Consider the following 16,987-nt stretch of genomic DNA (forward strand, 5'->3'; position numbering starts at 1 on the left):
CGGGGTCACGCGGTTGAGCAGTTCCTTGGGCCGTGGAGTTCGGCCGAGCGTCCCGGCGTGCGCTATGTAGAGGTTCGTCCGGCGAAGGCGTCCTATGAGGTCTATCTCCACGCGGTCGAGGACGTCGGCAGTGAGAGTTTCCTGGACCTGGGCGAGTTCCCGCCGCTCGATCCTGATGAGGAGGCCGACGAGTTCGGCCGGTTCCTGGGCATGGCTGAGGACCCGCTGGCCGCGCTGATCATTGCCGAAGATCGCACTGGAGCCGAGCGGGGGCGGTGGGTCAACGAGAACGTCGTCCAGGACGAGTACCGCGACTTCGTGCGGGCCGGCCGCCGAAGTTTTCCCCTGAGGGCCTTCAGTGGCCCCGGGGGTCGGACGTTCTCTGAGGACTCATGCTGCTTGGAGCCAGTCCCGGTAGGTGCTGGCCAGGTCGTCGTCCCGGCGGATTCCCCGTTCGAGAGTGGAGATGGTGGCCGGCCAGAGGCCGAAGTGGCGTGCCGCGGTGGTGAGGGTGATGTTCTTGGACTGCCGCAGGGGTCGCAGGTCGGCGATGCCGGGAACGGTGACCGTAGTGGTGAGGCAACGGAACATCTCCCGGGCGATGGCCCGTTTCAGGAGCCGGATGATCTCCTTCTTCGTGCGGCCGGCGGCGGTCTGGCGGACCACGTACTCGCGGGTGCGGGAATCGCTGGACATGCGGACGAGGGCGATTCGGTAGAGGGCGGCGTTGGCTGCCCGGTCACCGCCTCGCGAGAGGCGGTGACGGTTGGTCCGGCCGCTGGAGGCGGGGACCGGCGCGGCTCCGCAGAGGGCTGCGAAGGAGGACTCGGTCCGCATGCGTTCGGGGTTGCCTCCGGCCGTGATCAGCAGTTGGGCAGCAGTGTCGGGGCCGACTCCGTAAGCAGCCCGCAGCCCGGGGTTGTGCGCGGTGACCTCGCTGTCCAGCGCCTTGGTGAGAGCCTCGTGCTCCGCGGCAAGTCCGTTGACGCGTCGGGCGAGGCTCTTCAGCGCGGTGAGGACCGCAATGTGGACCGCGTCTCCGGCCGGTCGCAACCGGGCCAGGGCGTCGGTGCGGGCATTCCCTTTGAGCTGTCCGTATCGGGCGCGGATGTCCTCGGGGGCGGTGATGAGGATGTGGGTGATCTGGTTCAGGGCGGCGGTGCGGGCTTTGACAGCGGAGCGGGCGGCGTTGTGCATGGCCCGTATGCCGGTGACGGTGTCGTCCTTGGGCGCGCTGGAAGCCCGTCCGGACAGTGCGGCTCGCGCGGCGGCGTAAGCATCGATGGGGTCGGACTTGCCGATCCGGCGGCGTTCGGCCCGGTCGGGCCGGTTGACCTCGACGACCCGGTGCCCGCGTGAGCGGGCGGCACGGGTGAATCCGGCACCGTAGGAGGCAGTGCCCTCCACACCGATCGCCCTCACATGGCCATGGGCGTCCAGGAACGCCAGGGCCGCCGCGTATCCGGCGGCCGTGGTGGCGAACTCGGCATCGGCGAGGTGCCCGCCGTTGTCGCTGACAACCGCGACATGCACGGTGTCGGCATGGGAGTCGACCCCGCCGAACACAGCCTGGTCCACAGTCTCCTCTGCGACCTCTGATGTCATGCTGATAGTGCCTTCCCAACCGGAGGTGGGCGCCGGCCGGGTGGCGCAGACAGGACATTGAAGGGGGCTTCTGACCAAGCTCCTATCAGGTCATGTTCCGCCCGGCCGGAGCCATGAGAACAGGTTCCGGCGGCCGGACAGAACAACTTGAGGACAGCCCAGCAGGGCGTCAGTGGCAGAGCCACGACCACCGGAACCTGAGTATCAGCATCAATGTCGGTGGCTGCCTCTACGGTGGGCGCATGTCGGGGATCACGTACCTCCAGGGCGACGCAACCGCCCCGCAGGCCAAGGGCGTCAAGCTGATCGTCCATGTCTGCAACGACCTGGGCGGCTGGGGCAAGGGTTTCGTGCTCGCCCTCTCGCGGCGCTGGCCGGAACCGGAAGCGGCCTACCGCCGCTGGCACCGCGAACGCGCGGGGAACGACTTCGGCCTCGGCGCGGTCCAGTTCGTGCGGGTCGATCCGTATGTGTGGGTGGCCAACCTGGTGGGTCAGCGGGGGATGCGCCGGGGGAGCGGCGGCGTGCCCGTGCGGTACGAGGCGATCGACGCCGGCCTGGAGGTGGTGGCCGCCCGCGCCGCCGAGCTGGGCGCGTCGGTGCACATGCCGAGGATCGGCTGCGGACTCGCCGGAGGTACATGGTCGCGGGTGGAACCCCTCATAGAGCGGCGGCTGGTGAGCCGCGACATCCCCGTGACGGTGTACGACTTCGGGTGATGAGGCGTCCCGGGTGCCACGCGCCGTCAGCGCGCCTGCGGACACCGGGACATGCCACCGCTCTGTGGTGCCTGACCAGGGCGGACTCTGCCGGGCGAGGCGCTAGATTCTCCCCGGTGTCCTGGTCGGACATGATCATCGAAGAGTGAAGGCCTCATGGTGCAGCTGGGAAAGACCGATGTGAAATTCGAACTCAAGTCCAAGGCCAGGCGTGCGGTGCTGAACGCCGATCCCACCGAGGTGCCGGGCCTGGTGCTCCTCGGCGTCAGTGGGGGCAGCCAGTACGTGATGGGCGGTCTGGGGGTGCTGGGCCTGCTCCTGATCGACACCTACTTCATCACCGTCACGAACCGGTCCGTCTACGTCCATCGCGGGACGCGCCTGAGCAACTCTCCCGACAAGCTCATCCACGTCATACCCCTCGCCCAGGCCGACGGACTGGTTGCCCGCGTGAAGTGGGGCAAGAGACAGAGCGTCCTGCGTCTGCGGTTTCCCGGCAGGAAGAGGCCGACTCGGATGAACGTCTCGTACCACTCCCGGGACGAGCTGGAGAGGTTCGTCACCAAGTTCCCGGAGGGGGCGGTGCGCGCGTAACGCGGCCCGGCTCCGGGGCGGGGCCCGGCGGGCAGCCACCGGAGACAGAGCGACGGGGCATGTCTCTCTGTAGCACCGCCCGTTAAGGTGGCAGCGGGTGGCAGCGACACGGGGAGAGCTCATGACGGTACCGGCCGGCGAAGAGGCGGTGATGGCGAGGGCGCTCGAAGAGGCCCCGCCGTACGACGAGTTGAGCGAGCAGATCCTCGACGCGGCCCGTGAGCAGTTCATGACCTTCGGGCTGCGCCGCTCGACCGTCGACGACGTGGCCAGGCGGGCCAAGGTGTCCCGGGTCACGGTCTACCGGCGCATCGGCAACAAGGAGGCCCTGGTCTCCGCGTGCCTGCTGCGCGAGTACCGCCGTTTCGTGGGCGAGGTGGACGAGGCGGTGTCCGAACTGCCATCGGTGGAGGACCGGTTGGTCACCGGGTTCGTGGCGGTGCTCCGGCACGTGCGCGAACACCCCCTCATCGGCGGTCTGCTGAAGCTGGAGCCGGAGGTCATGCTGCCCTTCCTCACGGTGGACAGCGGTCCCGCCTTCCTCGCCATGCGTGACTTCCTGACCGACCGCCTCCAGCACGCCCAGCGGATGGAGGGCCGGCCGGCGACGGACTCGGCGCCGGTCGCGGAGGTGATGGTGCGCATCACCGTCTCCTTCCTCCTCAACCCGCTGAGCTGCTTCGAACTCGACGACGACGAGCAGGTGGCGGCCTTCGCCCGCCGCTGCCTCGTCCCGCTCCTCACGGCCGGGTGAGCCCCTCGGACCGGCGCAGGCCGGGCCGGGGCGCGGGGCGTTCGCCGGGTCCCGCACCCGGTGAACCCTCCGGCACCTCGTCCGGCAGCGGCTCGACCGGGCGGTTTTGCGCCCAGTGCGGCCCGAGATCGTCGAGCCGGTAGCCGAAGGGGTAGCTGCGCGGCCGGGGCCGGGAGGGCAGCCATCCGGGCCTGGCGGGCAGCAGCCGTACCCCGCGTGAGCGGGCCCGCACCGCGCGTACCGCCACGGCCCGGAACCAGCGGGGCTGCGGGGTGAACCCCAGGGCACGCAGTAGCGGTTCGTCCAGGAGCGCCAGCGCGAAGCGGGCGGCCAGCGGGCGCAGCGGGGACGGGTACCAGCTCGTCATCGTCCGTAACGTGGCGGTGGCGACCCGGCGGTTCGCGGGCGCGGGGGCGAACATCTCCGCCTCGTACGTGTCGAGCAGCGCCTCGAACTCCGCGTAGGTGGCGGGGACCGATTCGATGCCCATCATCCTGCCCATGCTCCGGCCCACTTCGGCCAGGGCCTGCACCTCCTGCCGGCACAGGGGGCGCCAGCCGAACCGGTCGATCCAGCGCTTCGGGCCGACGACCGTGGTGGCCAGGACGTAGAGGTAGTCCTCGTTGGGGATGCGGTAGCGGCCGTGGATGCGGTTGAGATGGCGGGCGGCGGCCCGCCCGCGCTCCGAGTCGAAGCCGTCGGCCGCCATCTCGTAGCCGATGAGCACCGTGTCGTCGTAGCGCTTCTGCCCGTTCCGCTCGAACTCCTGGGTGCGGTCGAGCAGTACGGAGATGCGGGGGACGCCGAAGTCGCGGAGGAACGCGACGCTCACGCCCTGCCGGTAGTCCCAGGGGAACTCGTACTGGGACATCAGCCGGAGGATCTCGGCGCAGTCCTGTACCGGGTCCATCCGGCGAATCGCCCTCAGGCGGCTGTAGCGGCCCATGATGTGCACCCTCCTGCGGATATGTGCGGTCCATCGTGCCGACCCCGCGCCCTTGGTGTGAGCATCCAACGCCGCCGCGTGGAGCGGCAGTTGACGTGGAAGGGGTTCCCGGAGTCAATGTTACAAATACTATTGACTTGTTTCATCGGGGCGTCAACGGGCCGAGGCGAATCGACGGCGGAGGCCCGCCGCCGCGCGTCGGCGCACCGCTCGCATACTGGAAGCAGTACACGTGCGGGCATCTGTGCTCAGGTGCGGCGTCCGCCCGTCCGCCGATCGCCGGGAGTATCCGTATGAGCAGTCAGGGAAGCGGGCCGACGGACCCCGTACCGCCCCCGCCCGGCGGGGTGCTGTGGAGCCTCGCCGGGGACGTCCGGGGCCTGCTGATGCTGCCCGCGGCCCTCACCCTCCAGGTCGCCCACCCCGCCGTCGGTGCGGGCGTCGACGAGCACTCCGTCTTCCGTACCGACCCCTGGGGGCGTGGCGAACGGTCTCTGCGCTCGCTCCAGCTCTGGGTGTACGGAGGCGAGGAAGGCGTGGCGGAGGGGCGGCGGCTGCGCGCCCTGCACCGCACCATCCAGGGCACCGACTCCCGGGGGCGCCGCTACCACGCGCTGACCCCGGCGAACTACGCCTGGGTGCACGCCACCGGGTTCCCGGTCTACCAGCACGCGTCCCGCTATCTCGTACGCCCGCTCACCGAAGCCCAGGAGCGCGCGCTGTACCGGGAATGGCTCCAGGTCGGCCGGGTCCTCGGCATTCACGACCGGGACATGCCGCAGACGATAGAGGAGTTCTGGCCCTACTACCGCAAGGTGCTCGCCGAGGAGCTGGAGTGCAACGCGGTCGTCGAGGAGCTGGTCGCCGCCGACCGTCCCGTACCGCCGCCCGACCGGGGATCCCCGCTCCTGCGGCTGGTCGCACGAGCGCTGTGGCCGGTGATCCTGCCCCCGCTCGCCCGGTTCCGCTCCTTCCTCACGGTCGGCCTGATGCCGCCCGACGCCCGTGCCGCGATCGGGCTGGAGTGGACCCCGGCCCAGGAGCGGCGGCTGCGGCGCTTCGGCGCGGTCGTCCGCCGCGTGGTGCCCGCCCTTCCCGAGCGGCTGCGCTACCTGCCCATGGCCCACGAGGCGCGTCGCGCCGCCCGTACGGGGGCCTGAGGCGGGCACGGGGGAGGGGCGGGAGATGAATGCCGGGGGATGAATACCGGAGGAGGGGGACCGCCGCCCCTCGTGGGTCCCGCGCGTCTCACGTCACGTGTGGTACTGCCTACAGGGAGTGATTCCGCGCTTCCGAAAGGTGCCCTACGTGCCGCAGGACGACCAGAGACCGGAGAGTCTGCCCGTCACGGCGGATCTTCCCGAAGATTCGCGGCTCGGGCGGAAGCCCACCACCGACCGGGTGGTCTTCGGAGTCACCGCCGTGCTCACGCTCGCCTTCGTGCTCTGGGGCTCGGTCGCCACCGACTCGCTGGAGAGCGTCTCCACCGATCTGCTCGAAGGGCTCATCCACAACGGCGGTTGGGCCTTCATGCTCGCCGCGTCCGGCTTCGTGGTCTTCGCGCTGTGGCTGGCGATCAGCCGCTACGGGAGGATCTCGCTCGGCCAGGAGGGGGAGGAGCCGGAGTTCCGGACCGTCTCCTGGGTCGCGATGATGTTCAGCGCCGGCATGGGCATCGGCCTGATGTTCTACGGAGTGAGCGAACCACTGGCCCACTTCACCAACCCGCCGCCCGGAACCCGCCCCGCCGACGAGGCCGAGGCGATGCAGACCGCGATGGCCACCACCCTCTTCCACTGGACGCTCCACCCCTGGGCGATCTACGCCGTCGTCGGGCTCGCCATCGCGTACAGCACCTACCGCAGGCGCCGCCGGCAGACGATCAGCGCCGTCTTCGAACCGCTCATCGGGGCGCGCCACTCCCACGGTGGCTTCGGCAGGGTCATCGACATCCTCGCGATCTTCGCGACCCTCTTCGGCTCCGCCGCCTCCCTCGGTCTGGGCGCGCTCCAGATCGGCAGCGGCTTCCACGAGCTGAACTGGCGGGAGAAGACGGGCACCGGACTGCTGGTCGCCATCATCGCCGTCCTGACCGTGGCGTTCGTCGCCTCGGCCGTCTCCGGGGTGGAGAAGGGCATCCAGTGGCTCTCCAACATCAACATGGTGCTCGCCCTGATCCTCGCCGTCTTCGTGTTCGTCGCCGGCCCCACGATCATCGTTCTCGACCTGCTGCCCACCTCCATCGCCGAGTACTTCCGCGAACTGCCCCAGCTCGCAGGACGCACCGAGGCGACCGGTGAGGGCGAGGTCGCCGACTGGCTGAGCTCCTGGACGGTCTTCTACTGGGCGTGGTGGATCTCCTGGACGCCCTTCGTCGGCATGTTCATCGCCCGCATCAGCAGGGGCCGCACCATCCGGCAGTTCATCGGCGGGGTCATCCTCGTGCCGAGCACCGTCAGCCTCGTCTGGTTCGCGATCTTCGGCGGCTCCGCGATCCGGCTCAAGGCCGCCGGCAAGCTCGGCGGCGCCGTCACACCGGAGGCCCAGCTCTTCGGCCTGCTCAAGGAGTTCCCGGTCGCCACCCTGATGAGCGTACTGGTGATGATCCTGGTCGGGATCTTCTTCGTCTCCGGCGCCGACGCCGCCTCGATCGTGATGGGCACGCTCTCGCAGAAGGGCGTGCTGGAGCCGGCGAAGTGGGTGGTCGTCTTCTGGGGCGTCGTCACCGGTGCGGTGGCCGCCGTCATGCTGCTCATCGGTGACGGCGAAGGCGACGCGCTGGCCGGACTGCAGAACCTCACCATCCTCGTTGCCGCGCCCTTCACGATCGTGATGGTCGGCATGTGCGTCTCCCTCATGCGTGACCTGCGCCAGGACCCGCTCATCGTCCGTCACGAATTCGGTGTCGAGGCGGTGGAGAGCGCGGTCATCCAGGGGCACGCCAAGTACGACGGCGACTTCGAGATCCGGATCGGCCCCGGCAGCGAGGTCACCGAGGATCACCGCCACCAGCACGAGGGCCCCGGCCCTGCGTCCCCGCCGGAGGGGGACTGACGGAGGCGCCGCGGTACGACAGGGGCGGTACCGGCAGGTGGCGTACGGGCGCCGGGCGCCGGGCGTTCGGCGCGAGGCCGGGGACCTCGGGCGCGAGGGCTGAGCCGGGGGCCGGTACCGCCCCGGGCGCGAGGGGGACGGGGCCGGTACCTCCCCCGGGATCAGCCCACCAGCCGGGCCGCCTCCCGCGCGCAGCCCCAGGCGACGGTGACCCCGGCGCCCCCGTGCCCGTAGTTGTGGACCACCCGGCCGCCGCCCGGCAACTCCTCCGCCTCGATCCGCACCCCCGCGTCCCGCGCCGGACGGAGCCCCACCCGGTGCCCCAGGACCCGGGCACCCGCGATCTCGGGCCGTATCCGCGCGCACCGCGCCACGATGCCGGCGGCGATGCGCGGGTCCGGCTCCAGGGACCGGTCGTCGTCCTGCGCCGTGCCGCCCAGCACGAGCCCGTACGGCTGCGGGAAGACGTACGTCGTCCAGCCCGTCGCGGGATCGGGCGCGGCGGACCACTCCGTGATCCCGGGGTTCTCCACCAGGACGAGCTGGCCGCGCACCGGGCGCATCCCGTCGTCCGACGCCAGCGCGGCGGCCCCGAGACCGGCGCAGTCGACCACCACCTCCGCCTCGGCGGCGGCCTCCCCGAACCCGGTCACCGTGCGGCGCTCGACGGTGCCGTCGGCTGCCCGCAGCCGCCGCTCCAGCCAGGCCAGATGGTCGGGCATGCTGATCAGTGGCAGCGTCACCCGCAGCCCCTCCGCCACCTCCACCGCGCCCCGCAGCCGTGCCGCCCACGGACCCAGCCCGGCCAGGCGCTCGCCCAGGTGGACCCCGGCCACCATCCGTACCCCGGTCTCCTCCGGATCGGCGGCCAGCTCCTCGTGGACGGCGAGCGTCTCCAGGGCCCAGTCGCCCACCGACCGGGCCGGCTCGATCCGGTACGGCCACCACAGGGCGCCCGCCACCGCCGAGGTCGTGTCCCCGGCCGCGTCCCGCGACCAGACCCGCACCCGGTGACCCCGTTCGGCGAGCACCACCGCCGTGGTCAGCCCGCTGACCCCACCGCCCACCACGATCACGTCCGGCATGCCGCCACCCCCGTCGCTCCGCTCCCGTACCCGCACGCTGTCACCCCCGGAAGCTAACCGACGGCCCGGCCTCCAGGACAGTGCGCGGTGGATCATGGCCGGGACACGGCTCCGATCCGTGACGGCCCCGCCTTGGGACGGCCCCGATCCGCCCCCCGACCGCGAAACCGTGGTCAGTGGCCGCCCGACGAGGGCTCGCAGTCGGTGCCGTCGGGGTAGCCGCCGAAGGCGTTCGCCGCGACGGAGTCGCGGTCCATCATTCCCTCCACGCACCAGGGCGAGGCGTCGAGGACGATGAGGAACCCGACTCCTGTCGGGCCGTTCTGGTACGCGCTCCCGGCGCGGTAGCCGAGGCCGTCGAGCACCTTCCGCACGTGCTGCGGAGCGAAGTCCCCGCGTTCGCGCAGCGGTTCGAGTGCGCTCTCGACCCGCCCGGTGACCACGAGCCCGTCGCAGCGGCTCTGGCCGTGGAGCGTGAGGGGAACCCTGAACCCGTGGTTCTCGGCGTAGTGGTCGGTCGGAACGGCGGTCGCGGCGGGGGAGGAGGCAGAGTCCGCCGACGCCGTCGGAGCGGGGTCCTCGCCGGGACAGCGGAAGTCCGTCGGGGCACTCGGAGCCGGAGATGCGCCCCGGCCCGCTCCCGCCGCGTCCCCGGCCCGCTCCGTACCGCATCCCGTCGCCAGTACGACCGTGGCCACCAGCGGCAGCACCCAGGACCCGTGCCCTCTCGATGTCGTCATCGGCCGATCCTCCCCCAAGCCCCCTCCGCACGCATGAGCCCCGGTACCCGGGCGGCACAACGACCCGGTCACGTTTTGGCGGCGGGGCCCGAGAAGCTCCGGCGGTCCGGGCCGGTCGACCGGCGGGCCACCCGGAACGCTTAGGATCGACACCCTGATGACTGCCACTCTCGTCGCCAAGGACCTCGCCGCCGGACACGGCGACCGCACACTCTTCGCCGGGCTCGACCTCGTCGTCGCCCCCGGGGACGTGATCGGTCTCGTCGGAGTCAACGGGGCCGGAAAATCCTCCCTGCTCCGGCTGCTCGCCGGGCTCGACCGGCCCGAGGAGGGGGAGCTGCGGCTCTCGCCTCCCACCGCCACCGTCGGCCATCTCCCGCAGGAGCCCGAGCGGCGTCCCGGGGAGACCTTGCGGGAGTTCCTCGCCCGCCGCACCGGCGTCGCCGACGCCCAGGCCACGATGGACGCCGCGACCCAGGCCCTGGTGGACGGTGCGCCCGGCGCCGACGACGCTTACTCCGAGTCGCTGGAACGCTGGCTCGACCTCGGCGGCGCGGACCTGGACGAGCGGGCCGAGGAGGTGGCCGCAGACCTCGGGCTCACCGTCGGCCTCGACCTTCCGATGACCGCGCTCTCCGGCGGGCAGGCCGCCCGCGCCGGGCTCGCCTCCCTGCTGCTCTCCCGGTACGACGTCTTCCTCCTGGACGAGCCCACCAACGACCTCGACCTCGGCGGTCTGGAGCGCCTCGAACGCTTCGTCTCCGGTCTGCGCGCCGGGACCGTCGTCATCAGCCACGACCGCGAGTTCCTCACCCGCACGGTCACCAAGGTCCTCGAACTCGACCTGGCCCAGCAGCAGATCAACCTCTACGGCGGCGGCTACGCCTCCTATCTGGAGGAGCGGGAGCGGGCCCGGACGCATGCCCGTGAGGAGTTCGACGAGTACGCCGACAAGAAGTCGGCCCTCGAAGGCCGTGCCCAGATGCAGCGGGGCTGGATGGACAAGGGCGTGAAGAACGCCCGGCGCAAGGCCACCGACTCCGACAAGCTGGGCCGCAAGTTCCGCAGCGAGGCGAGCGAGAAGCAGGCGGCGAAGGCCCGGCAGACCCAGCGCATGATCGAGCGTCTGGACGTGGTGGAAGAGCCGCGCAAGGAGTGGGAACTCCGGATGGAGATCGCCACCGCGCCGCGCTCCGGCTCGGTCGTCGCCACCCTGCGCGAAGCCCACGTGGTCCGGGGCGACTTCGCCTTCGGGCCGGTCTCGCTGCAGATCGACTGGGCCGACCGGGTCGCCATCACAGGTGCCAATGGGGCGGGCAAGTCCACCCTTCTGGCGGCCCTGTTGGGGAGACTGCCGGTCGACTCCGGTTCTGCCGTGCTGGGTTCCGGCGTCGTGGTCGGCGAGGTCGACCAGGCGCGCAAGCTCTTCCTCGGTGACGAGACCCTGTTGGCGGCCTTCTGCGCGGCCGTCCCGGACACCGAGCCGGCCGACGTGCGCACCCTGTTGGCCAAGTTCGGGCTACGTGCGGACCATGTGATGCGCCCGGCGACCACGCTCTCGCCCGGTGAGCGGACCCGCGCGGCCCTCGCCCTGCTCCAGGGCAAGGGGGTGAACCTGCTGGTTCTGGACGAGCCCACCAACCACCTGGACCTGCCCGCCATCGAGCAGCTGGAGTCCGCGCTCGATTCGTACAACGGCACGCTCCTGCTGGTCACCCACGACCGGCGGATGCTGGAGGCGGTCCGTACGACCCGGCGCATCGAGGTCGCGGACGGGCGGATCACCGAGCTCTGACGATGAGCGGAGAACGGAAGGGCCGGCCCCCTCGGGGCCGGCCCTTCCGTGCCTCTCCGGGGCCCGTCAGCGCTTTCGGCCGCCCTGGCCCGGGTCCGCGAGACCGGCGCGCCGCAGGGCGTCCGCCATCGCGCTGTTGGCGGGCGCGGGGGCCGACGCGGCACGGGCGCCGCCCGCACCGCCGCCGCGCCGCTCACCGCCCTGTCGGCGCCCGCCGCCGTCCGACTGACGCTGGCGCGGAGGCCTGCCGCCCTGGCCCGCCGCCGCGTCGCGCTCGCGCCGCCCGCCGCCCTGGCCGGCGGCCGCCTCGTCGTCCAGCCGCAGCGTCAGCGAGATCCGCTTGCGCGGCACGTCGACGTCCATGACCTTGACCTTCACGATGTCCCCGGGCTTCACGACGTCGCGCGGGTCCTTCACGAACGTCCTCGACATCGCCGACACGTGGACCAGGCCGTCCTGGTGGACGCCGACGTCGACGAAGGCGCCGAACGCGGCGACGTTGGTGACGACACCTTCCAGGACCATCCCGGACTCCAGGTCGCCGATCTTCTCGACGCCCTCCTTGAAGGTGGCGGTCCGGAACGCCGGACGCGGGTCGCGGCCAGGCTTCTCCAGCTCCTTCAGGATGTCGGTCACCGTCGGCAGACCGAAGGTGTCGTCCACGAACGCGTCGGCCCGCAACGACCGCAGCACCTCCGTGTTGCCGATGAGGGAAGCGACCTCGGTGCCCGCAGTCTTCACCATCCGGCGCACCACCGGGTACGCCTCCGGGTGCACGCTCGACCCGTCCAACGGGTCGTCCCCGTCCCGGATGCGGAGGAAGCCCGCGCACTGCTCGTACGCCTTCGGGCCGAGCCGGGCCACGTCCTTGAGCGACTTGCGGGAGCGGAAGGGGCCGTTGGTGTCCCGATGCGCGACGATGTTCTCGGCCAGCCCGGAGCTGATCCCCGACACCCGTGAAAGCAGCGGCGCGGACGCGGTGTTGACGTCCACGCCGACCCCGTTCACGCAGTCCTCGACCACCGCGTCCAGGGAGCGGGAGAGCTTCACCTCGGACAGGTCGTGCTGGTACTGGCCGACGCCGATCGACTTCGGGTCGATCTTCACCAGCTCGGCCAGCGGGTCCTGCAGGCGTCGCGCGATCGACACCGCACCGCGCAACGACACGTCCATGTCGGGGAGTTCCTGCGAGGCGAAGGCCGACGCCGAGTACACCGAGGCGCCCGCCTCCGACACCATCACCTTGGTGAGCTTCAACTCCGGGTGTTTGTCGCAGAGTTCACCGGCCAGCTTGTCCGTCTCGCGGGACGCGGTGCCGTTGCCGATCGCGATCAGATCCACGGAGTGCGTGACGCAGAGCCGCTCCAGCTTGGTCAGCGACTCCTCCCACCGGTTCGCCGGGACGTGCGGGTGGATGACGTCGGTCGCCACCACCTTGCCCGTCGCGTCGACCACCGCCACCTTCACGCCCGTACGGAAACCGGGGTCGAGCCCCAGTGTCGCCCGGGTGCCCGCCGGGGCGGCCAGCAGGAGGTCGCGCAGGTTGGAGGCGAAGACGCGTACCGCCTCGTCCTCCGCCGCGGTGCGCAGCCGCAGCCGCAGGTCGATGCCGAGGTGCACCAGGATGCGGGTGCGCCAGGCCCAACGCACCGTGTCGCCCAGCCACTTGTCGCCCGGCCGTCCCCGGTCCGCGATGCCGAAGCGGCGCGCGACCATGTTCTCGTACCCGGACGGGCCCGGCTCGTCGGACGGCTCCTCCGGTTCCAGCACCAGATCGAGCACGTCCTCCTTCTCACCCCGGAGCATGGCGAGGATCCGGTGCGAGGGCAGTGCGGTGAAGGGCTCGGTGAAGTCGAAGTAGTCGGCGAACTTCGATCCGTCCTCCTCCTTGCCCGTCCGCACCTTCGCCGCGAGCCGGCCGCGCGTCCACATCCGCTCGCGCAGCTCGCCGGTCAGGTCGGCGTCCTCGGAGAAGCGTTCGGCGAGGATGGACCGGGCGCCGTCCAGGGCCGCCGCACCGTCCGCGACCCCCTTCGCCGCGTCCACGAACGCCGCCGCGGCGACGAGCGGGTCGGTGGACGGGTCACCGAGCAGCCCGTCGGCCAGCGGCTCCAGACCGGCCTCGCGGGCGATCTGCGCCTTGGTCCGCCGCTTCGGCTTGAACGGCAGGTAGATGTCCTCCAGGCGCGACTTGGTGTCCGCCGCCCGGATGCGGGCCTCCAGGGCCTCGTCGAGCTTGCCCTGCTCGCGGACGGATTCGAGGATCGCGGAGCGGCGGTCCTCCAGTTCCCGCAGATAGCGCAGCCGCTCCTCCAGCGTGCGCAGCTGGGCGTCGTCGAGCATCTCCGTCGCTTCCTTGCGGTAGCGCGCGATGAACGGGACGGTCGACCCGCCGTCGAGCAAGGCGACGGCTGCCGTCACCTGTCGCTCACGTACGCCGAGCTCCTCGGCGATCCTGCCTTCGATGGACGTCGTCACGGTGTTCCCGGCTCGCCTTCTCGTAACTGCTGTGTTGCTGGCTCTGCTGACGGCCGGCCCCACGGGCGGAGCGGACTCCGTACCGGGGGCGGGCGTCATTCGGGGTGGTCCCCTTCGCCTGCATTGTGCCGGGTGGCCGGGGGCCGTGTCGCGCGACCTCCGCGAAGACGGGCGGGAACCCGCGCCTTCGGACTCAGCCCCTGCCGATCAGGTCGCCGGGGAACGCCCCCGCCGAGGCGGCGGTGAACAGGAATCCGCGTCCCAGCTCGGTCAGCCGCTCCACCCCGTCCGCGCCGAGGTACTCGTACGGCGCCGCGTCCAGCCGGTCCGTCGTCTCCTCCAGCTCCGCCCGCAGGGCGGTGCCCGCCTCCGTCAGGGAGTCCTCGTCGTCCAGCAGCCCGCGCTTCCGCAGCCGGCCGGAGGCCGCGTCCCAGTCCGCGCGGCGCCAGCCCCGGGTCCCGAGGACCCAGCGCGGGGACATGCCCTTGCCGGTCGCGGTGTGGCTGACCAGTGCTTCGACCGGGTCGAGGCCCGCGACGAGCAGCGCCGCGAGGTGCCCGTCGCCGCGGTGCTCGCGCAGCAGTGAGGCGGCGTGCCAGTAGGCGAGGTGCGGCTCGTCGGGGACGGGCAGATCGGCGAGGGCGGCGTACAGCGGCCGGGCGTGGCGGGTGCACGCCTCGGCGGCCCGCAGCGCCAGCGCGGCGGCCTCCGCCATCTCCGCCGAGCCGACGATCTCCTCGCCGAGCAGGCGGCGGAGCGTGGTGTCGGCCACGCGGAGCCGGGCGGCGAGCACCGCCTCGGGAGAGGCGACCGACCAGACGGCCGGCAGATGGCGGGCCACCAGCTCGTGGTTGAAGTTGTAGAACGTCGAGGTCACCGCCCCGGCCCCGACCGCTCCGAGCGGCGCGCCCCGGGCGGCGAAGTAAGCGGCCCGGGGGTCTTCTATCCCGAGCGCCTCGAACTCGGTGGTGAGATCGGGCGAGAAGTAGAGCGTCGAGTGCAGCGGGTTGAGGGCGTTGTGGCAGCGGCGGCCGGCGCGGGGTGGCAGAGTACTCATGGCCCGCACATTACCGACTGGTCAGTATGGAGGGAACCCTTGTCGTGCTCCCTCCGGAGAGCGCGCGGCAGGGCTCAGGTGGTCCAGGTGAATCGCGGCGTCCGCCGCTCCAGGAAGGCGCCGACGCCCTCCGCCGTGTCCTCGCTCGTCCGCGCCTGCGCGGCCCAGTAGGCGTCCCGGTCGGTACGACCGGTGGCGAACTCCTTCGCCGCCGCCTGGGTCAGCTGGGAGCGGGCCGCCAGGACGCCGCAGAACTCCGCGACCCGGCCCGCCAGCTCCGCCGGCGGCAGCACCTCGTCGATCAGACCCGTGCGCAGGGCCCGCTCCGTGCCGATCAGCTCCCCGGAGAAGAGGAGGTACTTCGCGGTCGCCGGCCCGACCAGCCCGACGAGCCGCCGGGTCGAGGAGGACGAGTAGACGATCCCCAGCTTGGCCGGGGTGATGCCGAACCGCGCTCCCTCCTCGGCGAACCGGAGGTCGCAGGCCGCCGCCAGCTGGCTGCCGCCGCCCACGCAGAAGCCGCGTACGGCGGCGAGGGTCGGCCGGGGGAACGCGGCGAGCGCCTCCTCGGCGGCCACCGTGAGCTCCGAGGTCAGCTTCCCGGGCTCCTGGAGGGAGGAGATGTCCGCTCCCGCGCAGAAGGTGTCGCCCGCGCCCGTGAGTACCAGTACCCGTACCGAGGAGTCGGCCGCGAGCCGTTCCAGCAGGACGGGCAGTTCACGCCACATCGGGGCCGTCATGGCGTTCCGTTTCGCGGGATTGCTGATGACGACGGTCGCCACCCCGTCCGCGACGGTGTGCTCCAGCTGTGGCTCGGTGCGGTCCATGCGCCGGATGCTATCCGTACGGTTCGCTCCTATGATCCGACAGGGGGATCAACCGTCGCGAGGAGCTGTCGGTGGCCGATTCCCGGGTCCAGCGCAGGAAGCTCAACCGCAGTTTCGGCATGCTCGTCGTGCTCGGCGTCCTGCTGGCCGTCGCGGGCATCGTCGGTCTCGTCTACACCGGTGTGGCCACGCTCACCACGATGCTGCTCTTCGGCTGGCTCCTGCTGATCGGTGGCATCGTCGGTCTGGCGCACGCGGTCCAGTCCCGGGGCACCAACTTCGTCTGGCTCGCCGTCGTCGTCGCGGCACTGAACATCGCTGCCGGGGTGGTCGTGATCCACGACCCGCACGGCAGCGCCGAGGCGCTCACCATGTTCGCCGCGCTGCTCTTCCTCACCGGAGGGCTGTTCCGGCTCGTCGGCTCCGTGGTGGTGCGCGGACCGCAGTTCGGCTGGACGCTGCTGCAGGGCGCCTTCGGTCTGCTGCTGGGCCTGCTGGTGCTCTTCGACTGGCCGCACAGCAGCCTGTACGTCCTCGGCCTCTTCTTCTCGCTCTCGCTGCTCTTCGACGGGCTCGGCCTGATCGCGATCGGTGTCGGCGGCCGGCAGGTCGTCGGCCTGGTCACCGAGCGGATGGCCGCGGACGGGGAGGACGGCGACGGTGACGGTGCGAGGCCGAATATTGCCCCAGAAGGTGGCCAGAAGTAGTCCACATCCGACGCCGTCATACGAAGCCGGTCAATACGAGTCGATAGGTGCCCACTTCCTGTCAGTGGGCGGACCGGAGCTCAGAGGTTCTCGACACTCGTCAGTCAACGGACAGTGGTCAGAGATGTACGAACCGAGAGCGGGTGCCGGACAATGGAGAGCCGCGGGAGTGTTCCGGCCCGACCCGTGCCGTACGAAGGGGTGTGGCGGTTCAGCGCCCCCGCCGTCGACGTATCGGTCCCCCAGGCCAGGCACGCGGTGCGTGACCTGATCGCCAGGCAGGGCGTACCCGTCGACGACGACATCCTCCAGGGGCTGCTGCTGATCGTTTCGGAGCTGGCGACCAACGCGGTCAAGCACGCCGCCCTCCTCTCGCCCGAGCTGGCGGTGGAGGTGGCCATCGGCACCGACTGGATCAGGGTCTCCGTAGAGGACAACCATCCCTACCGCCCCACCGCGCTGGAGACCGACCACGCTCAGACGGGCGGCCGTGGGCTGCTGCTCGTGAAGGAGATCACCGCCGAGGCGGGCGGCACCTGCGACGTCGAGCACACCACGACCGGCGGAAAGATCATCTGGGCGGTGCTCCCGCTGAGACAGCCGCTCTGACGCCCCACGCGTCCGTC

General features: G+C 71.4%; 15 protein-coding genes. 8 read left to right on the plus strand and 7 right to left on the minus strand.

Going from position 1 to position 16,987, the window contains the following annotated elements; translation table 11 throughout:
• Positions 1–390: 390 nt before the first annotated feature.
• On the minus strand, positions 391–1,578 hold the full coding sequence (locus tag OHA55_RS29420; protein WP_266712031.1) for an IS110 family transposase: 1,188 nt from the start codon (positions 1,576–1,578) through the stop codon (positions 391–393).
• A gap of 269 nt (positions 1,579–1,847) precedes the next feature.
• On the opposite strand from OHA55_RS29420, the gene OHA55_RS29425 reads away from it, so the two are divergent.
• From OHA55_RS29425 to OHA55_RS29435, 3 genes are all read left to right on the plus strand, one after another.
• Complete coding sequence (locus OHA55_RS29425) at positions 1,848–2,324, plus strand: macro domain-containing protein (protein ID WP_266712033.1); 477 nt, start codon at positions 1,848–1,850, stop codon at positions 2,322–2,324.
• 156 nt (positions 2,325–2,480) lie between these two features.
• Complete coding sequence (locus OHA55_RS29430) at positions 2,481–2,918, plus strand: hypothetical protein (protein WP_266712035.1); 438 nt, start codon at positions 2,481–2,483, stop codon at positions 2,916–2,918.
• A gap of 151 nt (positions 2,919–3,069) precedes the next feature.
• The gene (locus OHA55_RS29435) at positions 3,070–3,672 is read left to right on the plus strand and encodes a TetR/AcrR family transcriptional regulator (protein ID WP_266712484.1); all 603 of its coding nucleotides are present in this window, start codon (positions 3,070–3,072) and stop codon (positions 3,670–3,672) included.
• Here OHA55_RS29435 and OHA55_RS29440 read toward each other — a convergent pair.
• Positions 3,659–4,618 (minus strand): oxygenase MpaB family protein, encoded by a 960-nt coding sequence (locus OHA55_RS29440; RefSeq protein ID WP_266712037.1) that lies wholly within the window; start codon positions 4,616–4,618, stop codon positions 3,659–3,661. The genes OHA55_RS29435 and OHA55_RS29440 overlap by 14 nt on opposite strands.
• Positions 4,619–4,911: 293 nt before the next feature.
• Between OHA55_RS29440 and OHA55_RS29445 the strand changes: the two genes are divergently transcribed.
• Positions 4,912–5,778, plus strand: coding sequence for an oxygenase MpaB family protein (locus OHA55_RS29445; protein ID WP_266712039.1), 867 nt, complete (start codon positions 4,912–4,914; stop codon positions 5,776–5,778).
• Between the two features lie 148 nt (positions 5,779–5,926).
• On the plus strand, positions 5,927–7,672 hold the full coding sequence (locus OHA55_RS29450; RefSeq protein WP_266712041.1) for a BCCT family transporter: 1,746 nt from the start codon (positions 5,927–5,929) through the stop codon (positions 7,670–7,672).
• Positions 7,673–7,833: 161 nt separating this feature from the next.
• On the opposite strand, the gene OHA55_RS29455 is transcribed toward OHA55_RS29450, so the two are convergent.
• Both OHA55_RS29455 and OHA55_RS29460 read right to left on the minus strand, forming a co-directional pair.
• Entirely contained in the window at positions 7,834–8,757 is a 924-nt protein-coding gene (locus OHA55_RS29455; protein WP_266712043.1) for an FAD-dependent oxidoreductase, read from the minus strand.
• A gap of 173 nt (positions 8,758–8,930) precedes the next feature.
• The gene (locus OHA55_RS29460; RefSeq protein WP_266712045.1) at positions 8,931–9,497 is read right to left on the minus strand and encodes a hypothetical protein; all 567 of its coding nucleotides are present in this window, start codon (positions 9,495–9,497) and stop codon (positions 8,931–8,933) included.
• Between the two features lie 157 nt (positions 9,498–9,654).
• On the opposite strand from OHA55_RS29460, the gene OHA55_RS29465 reads away from it, so the two are divergent.
• Positions 9,655–11,292 (plus strand): ABC-F family ATP-binding cassette domain-containing protein, encoded by a 1,638-nt coding sequence (locus tag OHA55_RS29465; RefSeq protein WP_266712047.1) that lies wholly within the window; start codon positions 9,655–9,657, stop codon positions 11,290–11,292.
• 66 nt (positions 11,293–11,358) lie between these two features.
• Here the strand turns inward: OHA55_RS29465 and OHA55_RS29470 are convergent, their stop codons facing one another.
• The 3 genes from OHA55_RS29470 to OHA55_RS29480 all read right to left on the minus strand — a co-directional run bounded on the left by OHA55_RS29470 (position 11,359) and on the right by OHA55_RS29480 (position 15,654).
• Positions 11,359–13,770 carry a Tex family protein gene (locus OHA55_RS29470; protein ID WP_266712049.1) on the minus strand — a complete coding sequence of 804 codons (2,412 nt, stop codon included), beginning with the start codon at positions 13,768–13,770 and terminating at the stop codon, positions 11,359–11,361.
• A gap of 193 nt (positions 13,771–13,963) precedes the next feature.
• Positions 13,964–14,827 carry a hypothetical protein gene (locus OHA55_RS29475; RefSeq protein WP_266712051.1) on the minus strand — a complete coding sequence of 288 codons (864 nt, stop codon included), beginning with the start codon at positions 14,825–14,827 and terminating at the stop codon, positions 13,964–13,966.
• Between the two features lie 74 nt (positions 14,828–14,901).
• Entirely contained in the window at positions 14,902–15,654 is a 753-nt protein-coding gene (locus OHA55_RS29480; RefSeq protein WP_266712053.1) for an enoyl-CoA hydratase/isomerase family protein, read from the minus strand.
• 119 nt (positions 15,655–15,773) lie between these two features.
• Between OHA55_RS29480 and OHA55_RS29485 the strand changes: the two genes are divergently transcribed.
• Together OHA55_RS29485 and OHA55_RS29490 are read left to right on the plus strand one after the other, a co-directional pair.
• Positions 15,774–16,361 carry an HdeD family acid-resistance protein gene (locus tag OHA55_RS29485; protein WP_266712486.1) on the plus strand — a complete coding sequence of 196 codons (588 nt, stop codon included), beginning with the start codon at positions 15,774–15,776 and terminating at the stop codon, positions 16,359–16,361.
• A gap of 153 nt (positions 16,362–16,514) precedes the next feature.
• The gene (locus tag OHA55_RS29490) at positions 16,515–16,970 is read left to right on the plus strand and encodes an ATP-binding protein (protein WP_266712055.1); all 456 of its coding nucleotides are present in this window, start codon (positions 16,515–16,517) and stop codon (positions 16,968–16,970) included.
• Positions 16,971–16,987: the final 17 nt, after the last annotated feature.

The sequence above is a fragment of the Streptomyces sp. NBC_00102 genome (assembly GCF_026343115.1).
Lineage (GTDB): Bacteria > Actinomycetota > Actinomycetes > Streptomycetales > Streptomycetaceae > Streptomyces.

Excerpts from the sequence above, each read along its gene's own strand:
- OHA55_RS29445 (WP_266712039.1), top strand. The coding sequence starts at position 4,912 with ATGAGCAGTCAGGGAAGCGGGCCGACGGACCCCGTACCGCCCCCGCCC.
- OHA55_RS29485 (WP_266712486.1), top strand. The coding sequence starts at position 15,774 with ATGCTCGTCGTGCTCGGCGTCCTGCTGGCCGTCGCGGGCATCGTCGGT.
- OHA55_RS29490 (WP_266712055.1), top strand. The coding sequence starts at position 16,515 with ATGGAGAGCCGCGGGAGTGTTCCGGCCCGACCCGTGCCGTACGAAGGG.
- OHA55_RS29460 (WP_266712045.1), bottom strand. The coding sequence starts at position 9,497 with ATGACGACATCGAGAGGGCACGGGTCCTGGGTGCTGCCGCTGGTGGCC.
- OHA55_RS29475 (WP_266712051.1), bottom strand. The coding sequence starts at position 14,827 with ATGAGTACTCTGCCACCCCGCGCCGGCCGCCGCTGCCACAACGCCCTC.
- OHA55_RS29455 (WP_266712043.1), bottom strand. The coding sequence starts at position 8,757 with ATGCCGGACGTGATCGTGGTGGGCGGTGGGGTCAGCGGGCTGACCACG.
- OHA55_RS29465 (WP_266712047.1), top strand. The coding sequence starts at position 9,655 with ATGACTGCCACTCTCGTCGCCAAGGACCTCGCCGCCGGACACGGCGAC.
- OHA55_RS29430 (WP_266712035.1), top strand. The coding sequence starts at position 2,481 with ATGGTGCAGCTGGGAAAGACCGATGTGAAATTCGAACTCAAGTCCAAG.
- OHA55_RS29440 (WP_266712037.1), bottom strand. The coding sequence starts at position 4,618 with ATGGGCCGCTACAGCCGCCTGAGGGCGATTCGCCGGATGGACCCGGTA.
- OHA55_RS29435 (WP_266712484.1), top strand. The coding sequence starts at position 3,070 with ATGGCGAGGGCGCTCGAAGAGGCCCCGCCGTACGACGAGTTGAGCGAG.
- OHA55_RS29480 (WP_266712053.1), bottom strand. The coding sequence starts at position 15,654 with ATGGACCGCACCGAGCCACAGCTGGAGCACACCGTCGCGGACGGGGTG.
- OHA55_RS29425 (WP_266712033.1), top strand. The coding sequence starts at position 1,848 with ATGTCGGGGATCACGTACCTCCAGGGCGACGCAACCGCCCCGCAGGCC.